Consider the following 8,370-nt stretch of genomic DNA (forward strand, 5'->3'; position numbering starts at 1 on the left):
AAATCGGCCCAGATCCGCGAAATTTTAATCAGCGAGTCAGCTTGGGAAGAAATGACCTGCTTATTCGCACCTTCCCTAAAACAGCCGCAATGAGTCGTTCAGAGTGGTACTCAGATTTCAGACAACGCGACATGTGGGCAGGCCCTGGTTACCGGGCGGCAAAACCGGCCTATATCATCTACAGGAAATAGCGATGAGAGCCTTCTCTTTTTTAGCACTTGTCCTGCTGCTTTGCAGTTGCTCCACGCCCCGGCACGACAGCACAGAAGACGTTAAACAATTCTATCTCGCGTGGATGGCGGCATTTATCGATGCACCAGATAAGCCTCACGATACCCGCGGGGTAATGCAACGTTATGTTACTAAAGAGGTTATCGATCGCCTGACGTTGATCGATAGCTATTATGAGCAAGACATCGTCGACTCAGACTACTTTATGTATGTGCAGGATTATGCCCCTGAGTGGATCCCACTGTTACAGGTTGGACAAGCACGTCCCTTCCTCGGCGGCGAAAAAGTGGATGTCAAACTGGGTGGACCCGCCAACATAGCGCCCGTTCAACTGGAGGTCTATACGCGTTGGGAAGAAAAACACTGGAAAATCTATCGTGTCAGGGATGTCGGAAACCAGTTTGAACATCCCATTTACAGCGCCGGTGCCATTGCCCGTGCCAGGGCGTGGTCAGCAGAAATTGCGCCGGAATACGAACCGCTTAAAAAGTAAAAAGGGAGCCTTATGGCTCCCTTTTCCGTCAATAATTGTCTTACGCTTTCAGCTTACGCATCACCAGCGTGGCGTTAGTACCGCCGAAACCGAAGCTGTTAGACATAACGGTGTTTAGTTCGCAATCGACAGTTTCGGTCACGATGTTCAGGCCTACAGCCTGCTCGTCCATCTCTTCGATATTGATGCTCGGTGCAATAAAGCCATGCTCCAGCATCAACAGAGAGTAAATTGCTTCCTGTACGCCCGCGGCGCCAAGAGAGTGACCTGTCATCGCTTTGGTTGCAGAGATCGCAGGACTCTTATCGCCAAACACTTCGCGAATCGCGCCCAGCTCTTTCACGTCGCCCACCGGCGTTGAAGTACCGTGGGAGTTCAGATAGTCGATCGGCGTATCTACACCGTGCATCGCCATCTGCATGCAGCGCACTGCGCCTTCGCCGGACGGAGCCACCATATCCGCGCCATCAGAGGTCGCGCCGTAGCCCACGATTTCCGCGTAGATATGCGCGCCACGCGCCAGGGCGTGTTCCAGTTCTTCAACCACCACCATACCGCCGCCACCCGCGATAACAAAACCATCACGGTGCGCGTCATAGGTACGGGAAGCTTTAGCAGGCTGATCGTTATATTTGGTGGACAGTGCGCCCATCGCGTCGAACTCACAGGCCATTTCCCAGCCCAGCTCTTCGCCGCCGCCCGCAAATACGATGTCCTGTTTACCCAGTTGAATTTGTTCAACCGCATTGCCGATGCAGTGAGAAGACGTCGCACAGGCCGAGCTAATCGAATAGTTTACGCCATGGATTTTAAACGGTGTAGCGAGGCAGGCCGAAACGGCAGAGCCCATCGCTTTGGTGACCACATACGGGCCAACTGCTTTCAGACCACGCGGGCTGCGCATGGCGTCAGCACCGAAAACCTGCGCTTTAGACGATCCACCGGAACCTGCAATCAGGCCAACGCGCGGGTTATTCTGATAAACCTCTTCGCTCAGACCAGCGTCTGCGATAGCTTCACGCATGGAGAGATAGGCATAAATAGAGGCATCGTTCATGAAACGCACCACTTTACGGTCGATCAAACCAGTGGTGTCCAGTTTGACGTTACCCCATACGTGGCTGCGCATTCCCGCATCTTTAAACTCTTCAGAAAAAGTGATCCCTGAACGTCCTTCACGCAGAGATGCCAGGACTTCCTGCTGGTTATTACCGATGCTGGAAACAATGCCCAAGCCAGTAATCACTGCACGTTTCATTCAATACCTCTGTCAGTCGCACTATAGTAAGTTTCGATTGGCACAATAGCGTACACTTGTACGCCGAACAAGTCCGATCAGCCAATTTATACTGAAATTTGCGCCGCCTGGCACACATCGCTAATATCGTGACACTGCCTGTCAGACGAGTAACTTACGTGAAACAATACGCTATACAACCCGCCAACCTCGAATTCAACGCTGAGGGTACACCTGTTTCCCGAGATTTTGACGACGTCTACTTTTCCAACGACAACGGTCTGGAAGAGACGCGCTATGTCTTCCTCGGAGGCAACCGGATCGCTGAACGCTTTGTGGAACATCCTCGCCCGTTGTTTGTGGTGGCTGAGAGCGGCTTCGGCACGGGTCTGAACTTTCTCACGCTCTGGCAGGCGTTCGCCGCATTTCGCGCCACTCAGCCCGATGCTACGCTACAAAGATTACATTTCATCAGTTTTGAAAAATTTCCGTTGAGTCGTGACGATCTCACAGCGGCGCATCAGCACTGGCCGGAGTTGGCCGAATTTGCCGGGCCACTTCAGGCCCAGTGGCCGTTGCCGCTGGCGGGTTGCCACCGCCTGCTGCTGGAAGAAGGACGCGTCACCCTCGACCTCTGGTTTGGCGATATTAATGAACTCACCGATCAACTCGACGACAGCCTGAATCAAAAAGTTGACGCCTGGTTTCTCGACGGCTTCGCCCCGGCCAAAAATCCGGACATGTGGACGCAAAATCTGTTTAACGCCATGGCGCGTCTGGCTCGTCCTGGCGGTACGCTGGCAACCTTTACATCTGCGGGATTTGTTCGTCGTGGTTTGCAGGATGCCGGCTTTACTATGCAGAAATGCAAAGGTTTTGGCCGCAAGCGCGAAATGCTGCGCGGAACCATGGAACAGACGCTGAAAATCCCGTCCTCAACGCCGTGGTTTGCTCGTCAGGGAAGCGAAAAACGTGACGTCGCAATCATTGGCGGCGGGATCGCCAGTGCACTGCTTTCGCTTTCGTTGTTACGCCGGGGCTGGCAAGTGACACTCTATTGTGCCGATGACGCCCCCGCCCTGGGCGCATCCGGCAACCGTCAGGGAGCACTTTATCCCCTGCTCAGCAAGCACGACACTGCGCTCACCCTTTTCTTCCCGGCGGCATTTACCTTTGCCCGTCGCTTGTATGACGCCCTGCCCGTAGAATTTGATCATGACTGGTGTGGCGTCACGCAGTTTGGCTATGACGACAAGAGCCAGCACAAGATCCAACAAATGCTGTCGCTGGCATTGCCGTCTGCGCTGGCAAGTGCGGTGGATATTACCCAGGCACAAAAACTTACCGGGGTAGACACTGGGTGCGGTGGCATAACCTATCCGCAAGGCGGTTGGCTGTGCCCGGCGCAACTGACCGCTGCCGTGCTGAAACTCGCGGAAAAGCAGGGGCTACGCTGCCATTACCAACACTCTCTGGCAGCTCTTCACCGTTCAGCTTCCGGCTGGGATCTGCACTTTACGCACGGCAGTCACGCAGAACATGCCGCGGTAGTGCTGGCCAATGGTCATCAGATTAACCATTTTGCCCAAACGCAGCCGTTACCCGTCTACGCTGTCGCCGGCCAGGTCAGTCATATTCCGACGACGCCAGCGCTTTCCGGGATCCGTCAGGTGCTGTGCTATGACGGTTATCTGACGCCGCAAAATCCGACGAATCAACAACACTGTATCGGCGCCAGCTACCATCGCGGCAGCGAAGAGACGCAGTATCGGGAAGACGATCAGCGGCAAAATAGGCAGCGCCTGATTGACTGCTTCCCGGCAGTAGACTGGGCTAAAGAAGTCGATGTGAGCGGCAAAGATGCTCGCTGCGGCGTGCGTTGTGCCACCCGCGATCATTTACCGATGGTGGGAAGCGTTCCGGACTACGCGTCGACGCTTTCATGCTATGCAACACTCAATGAACAGACTAAAGATGCCGTTTTAGCCCCATATTATCCGGACCTGTATATGATTGGTGCCCTGGGTGCTCGCGGACTTTGTTCTGGGCCACTTGCAGCTGAAATTCTGGCTTCCCAAATGAGCAGTGAACCTCTTCCCCTCGACAAATTGACACTGGCTGCACTGAACCCGAATCGACTGTGGATCCGTAAACTCCTGAAAGGTCGGCCTGTTGAGTAGCCCATCAAATCAGTTCCGGCATGATGAGCTAAACCCAACGAGAACAGACCATATCGCGTAGAAGGTATCAATACGCCTCGTCTTAAAGCAGTCAACGCAGGCGTATCATGTAGCTTGACGCGGTAAACGGCTCAAGCATTACGCGGACTCGTGCGGTTATTCATCATCATTAAACTTGACCTGTATGGCTATAGACTGATCAGGACGACCAGCGTTCTCAGTAAGAGGCCTCAGATTATCATCAAGAATAGCGATATAAGGCTTCTCCGCAGTCAATGCAGCGAACTGAGGCAAATCGAGATCAATGCGGTTAGCAACCCCTTTTGAACACTCCGGATCAACATTACCCATAATGGCATAAAACAGATTCGTTTTTCCTTTTGCAGGCGAGGCATCTTTAATCATCCGGGAAAGGGAGATTCCCCCCTGTTTTTTATCGCAAACCGCCAGTTTTCCAATGACTTCCGGGTAGATGGTAACCCCCACCGAAGGGAGATTTGTATAGGTAAAACGGGTCAAAAACAAACCATCGCCTTCCAGAAAGCGGTTAGCAAGTATTGAAGGCTGAATAAGTGAATGATGTCCGGCAGACATGATATTAACAGGCGGAAAACTATGTGTTTTTTCAGATTTTAACAGCGTCTCTGTCCAGACCATTAGATTTTTATCCTTCAACGCATTACGTAAATCATTCGCTCGTGAGGAAGAATAAGCATTATCTTCATTCAGATTGACCTTAACTGCCATGGGTGTTTTAGAAATAAGACCTGATGTCGAATGAACGGAAGCCAGAGAACCATTGTAATAGCAATACTGATTGCCAAAACTACGCAACTCAGGATTCAGTGTTGATAACTCACGACAAGTATCTATCCACAAAAACATTTGATTGTTGCTAATAAGGTTCACAAGGAAAAATGCGGGAAGATAGCTGTTATTCCCGACAGAGATGATATTATCGCTGCTAAAGACAACATCTTCTATTTTACCGGTTTTCGTGTAACGGATAAGAGAAGGGATCTTAAATGACTTATCGCCTACCTTAACTTGCTTTTTGTGGGAATCAATTTCAACGCTGCCATTAATATCAGGGTAACCCCAGAATGCCATATCAATAGTCGTTCGCCAGGAAAGTAGTTTTCTGTCCAGGAACATTTGCCCCGAGAAATTTTCCGCGAGCGTCGCCATATTGCCATTTAAATCACGGCCAAGCCCTACAGGGTGAGAACCATAGTTCAGATAATTGAGAATGGTCGGAGAAACATCAAGAGTTGTACCATGACGAGGATTTTGAGTTGGTTTGATACCCGCGCCAGTGATCATCAATAAATTATGGCGTTCCTTCTTCTTCAACGTCTCTAGTGTCTTTACCATTACTGGAGCGAGATGATCTGAACCAAAAACCAGTAACGTATCATCCAGAAGACCTTTCTTCTTCAAGGACTGATACACTTTACCAATAAGGAAATCGGTACAATGCGCCGCATTCAGCAGATGATCATTACCATCACCATACTTCATAGTCGCGCATTCATGTGCCAGATACCCTTCCGGCTGATGGGTTCCGATATTGATTGAAAAGAGTCCCCAGGGCGCCTGGGTCTGTCGCAAAGAAGCAACGCGCGTCAGTAATTGTTCGTAAAGGGTATCATCATACAGCCCCCAGTTGTTTATGTAATCTTTGGCCACATGTTGATCAATAAACTCTTTCCTACCTTTCACATCAGAAAAACCATGATCCTTATAAAACTGCCCTTTTCCTGCGAATTCAGTTTCGGCTCCGCCCATAAACTCCAGGTGATAGCCTTTCGATTTTAAAATATCCCCTAAACATACAGCATTGGGCATAAAATTATTCATCTGGAAATTATCATTGGTGAACACAGATAATAACGGCAAACCGCATTGACTGGAAACCATTCCGGCCATTGTCCAACTGCTACCAATAGTTTGACCAATGTTAGTGAATGTAACGCTATCCTTTTCAATTTTATGCAACTCAGGAAGTAATCCAGGGAAAAGACTTTCATCCATATAATTCCCTTCCAGACTCTCCAGATAAAAATAAATGATATCCTTAGGCTTTTGAGTCGATGATATGACTTGCGGCTTTATAAAATAATCAGAAAAATCACCTGAGGATTGCGATGTCAACGAATACGAAATTAAATTTGAGGTTGCAGGAGTACAAAAGAATGCGCATAACACCATTATCACGCCTTCAACCACCGGCACAATTTTGAATTTGGTATTTTTGCTTTTTAAAAAAGACCTCAAGTAGATAATAATAAGAACTGCAAAAATAGCTTGCGACAATAAGAAGTAAAATATTAAAAAGTAAAAATCACTAAAATCTCCCCCTTCGACTCCGAATCGAAGATGGTAGAAAACAGAATCATCAAAACCTATACCCGTAAACCAATTAGCGACTAAATAGCACCCTGTCAATAAACTAAAAATTATTGTAATAAGGATAAAACAGGTAGCAATGATCGAGCCGGCGATACCTCGACTGTGGCTTTTAAAGAAAAAAAAGAAAGCAGACAAATAAAGCAATGCTGCTAAAAAAGACCAACTCTCATTCCCCATTTCCATAATAAACCGCATCCTTTTAAATCTCAGGCATTAGAAATGCTGACGTCATAGAAAATTATTTATCAACTGTTTCCCATAAGTATATTATTCATAATGAATGTTTTTATAAACATAAAACAATAAAATACCCTACAAGCAAAATGCCGGTAGGGTATTAATGAATTTGTTGAGCCTACAGTCATTGACATAGTATGACAATGACAAAACTCTTTACTCAATCAATAATCATACAACTAACTGGGACTCAACTTCTTTTACATGGTGACGAGCCAGGGCTAAGTTAGCTTTCGCCTTATCAAGAACAAAATAGATAAAAAGTCCTGGATTCTTATCAATAGGGCAAATAATATGATACTGTTTACCTAATGTAATCAGAATATCATCAATTTTATCGTTGAGCTTAAGGGTTTCCATCGTTTTCATTTTTGCACGCACTACTTCGGTGTTACCTGCAGAAGCTAGTTCCAGGTTAATGCCTGAGCCAGCCTGAATCGCCACGGGTTTAACAGACACCTCAGAGTCATTTAAGATGGCTTAAAGAGAGGTGCCCATGAGCGGTAAGCGTTATCCCGAAGAGTTTAAAATTGAAGCAGTCAAACAGGTTGTTGATCGCGGTTATTCTGTTGCCAGCGTTGCAACACGTCTCGATATCACCACCCACAGCCTTTACGCCTGGATAAAGAAGTACGGTCCAGATTCTTCCACTAATAAAGAAGAGTCAGATGCTCAGGCCGAGATCCGCCGTCTCCAGAAAGAGCTGAAGCGGGTTACCGACGAACGGGACATATTAAAAAAAGCCGCGGCGTACTTCGCAAAGCTGTCCGACTGAGGTACGCCTTTATCCGTGACAACACCTGTTGCTGGCCTGTTCGCCTGCTCTGTCGGGTGCTGGATGTTCATCCCAGTGGTTTTTACGCCTGGCTTCAGCAGCCGCATTCACAACGCCATCAGGCAGACCTGAGGCTGACAGGGCAGATTAAACAGTTCTGGCTGGAATCGGGATGCGTCTATGGTTATCGCAAAATCCATTTGGATCTGCGGGACAGCGGGCAACAGTGCGGAGTGAACAGAGTCTGGCGACTGATGAAACGTGTCGGGATAAAGGCTCAGGTCGGATACCGGAGCCCGCGGGCACGTAAAGGCGAGGCCAGTATCGTGTCGCCCAACAGGCTCCAGCGACAGTTCAATCCGGATGCTCCGGATGAGAGTTGGGTAACGGACATAACCTACATCAGGACCCACGAAGGCTGGCTGTATCTTGCCGTGGTTGTTGATCTGTTCTCACGCAAAATTATCGGCTGGTCCATACAATCCCGGATGACAAAGGACATTGTCCTGAACGCACTGCTGATGGCTGTATGGCGGCGTAATCCCCAAAAACAGGTGCTGGTTCATTCGGATCAGGGCAGTCAGTACACAAGCCATGAGTGGCAGTCGTTCCTGAAATCACACGGCCTGGAGGGCAGCATGAGCCGTCGCGGTAACTGCCATGATAATGCGGTTGCAGAAAGCTTTTTCCAGTTGTTGAAACGTGAACGGATAAAGAAAAAAATCTACGGAACGCGGGAAGAAGCCCGCAGCGATATTTTTGATTACATCGAAATGTTTTATAACAGTAAGCGTCGGCATGGTTC

The 8,370-nt window shown here is 48.7% G+C and carries 6 protein-coding genes and 1 pseudogene; 4 read left to right on the forward strand and 3 right to left on the reverse strand.

What is annotated here, in order from left to right:
* Positions 1 to 98: 98 nt before the first annotated feature.
* Together OGW13_RS10885 and OGW13_RS10890 are read left to right on the forward strand one after the other, a co-directional pair.
* Positions 99 to 191, forward strand: a pseudogene (locus tag OGW13_RS10885) (hypothetical protein); the annotation flags it as partial.
* Between the two features lie 2 nt (positions 192 to 193).
* The gene (locus OGW13_RS10890; protein ID WP_042999989.1) at positions 194 to 724 is read left to right on the forward strand and encodes a YqhG/Tai3 family protein; all 531 of its coding nucleotides are present in this window, start codon (positions 194 to 196) and stop codon (positions 722 to 724) included.
* A gap of 40 nt (positions 725 to 764) precedes the next feature.
* On the opposite strand, the gene fabB is transcribed toward OGW13_RS10890, so the two are convergent.
* Complete coding sequence (gene fabB / locus OGW13_RS10895; RefSeq protein WP_042999988.1) at positions 765 to 1,982, reverse strand: beta-ketoacyl-ACP synthase I; 1,218 nt, start codon at positions 1,980 to 1,982, stop codon at positions 765 to 767.
* A gap of 158 nt (positions 1,983 to 2,140) precedes the next feature.
* On the opposite strand from fabB, the gene mnmC reads away from it, so the two are divergent.
* Positions 2,141 to 4,141 (forward strand): bifunctional tRNA (5-methylaminomethyl-2-thiouridine)(34)-methyltransferase MnmC2/FAD-dependent 5-carboxymethylaminomethyl-2-thiouridine(34) oxidoreductase MnmC1, encoded by a 2,001-nt coding sequence (gene mnmC / locus OGW13_RS10900; protein WP_042999987.1) that lies wholly within the window; start codon positions 2,141 to 2,143, stop codon positions 4,139 to 4,141.
* Between the two features lie 156 nt (positions 4,142 to 4,297).
* On the opposite strand, the gene OGW13_RS10905 is transcribed toward mnmC, so the two are convergent.
* Together OGW13_RS10905 and OGW13_RS10910 are read right to left on the reverse strand one after the other, a co-directional pair.
* Entirely contained in the window at positions 4,298 to 6,736 is a 2,439-nt protein-coding gene (locus tag OGW13_RS10905) for a sulfatase-like hydrolase/transferase (RefSeq protein ID WP_287116076.1), read from the reverse strand.
* Positions 6,737 to 6,961: 225 nt separating this feature from the next.
* Positions 6,962 to 7,249: a hypothetical protein gene (locus tag OGW13_RS10910; protein ID WP_287116077.1), complete on the reverse strand. Its 288-nt coding sequence runs from the start codon at positions 7,247 to 7,249 to the stop codon at positions 6,962 to 6,964.
* A 37-nt stretch (positions 7,250 to 7,286) separates the two neighbouring features.
* Here OGW13_RS10910 and OGW13_RS10915 point away from each other — a divergent pair.
* Positions 7,287 to 8,370 (forward strand): IS3 family transposase gene (locus OGW13_RS10915; RefSeq protein WP_287115741.1). Its coding sequence is split into 2 segments (ribosomal slippage), with 1,085 coding nucleotides annotated over them: positions 7,287 to 7,524 and positions 7,524 to 8,370; the frame shifts between segments, so codons are not numbered across the junction. This gene is flagged as partial in the annotation.

The sequence above is a fragment of the Citrobacter sp. Ca225 genome (genome assembly GCF_030337175.1).
Classification (GTDB): domain Bacteria; phylum Pseudomonadota; class Gammaproteobacteria; order Enterobacterales; family Enterobacteriaceae; genus Citrobacter_A; species Citrobacter_A amalonaticus.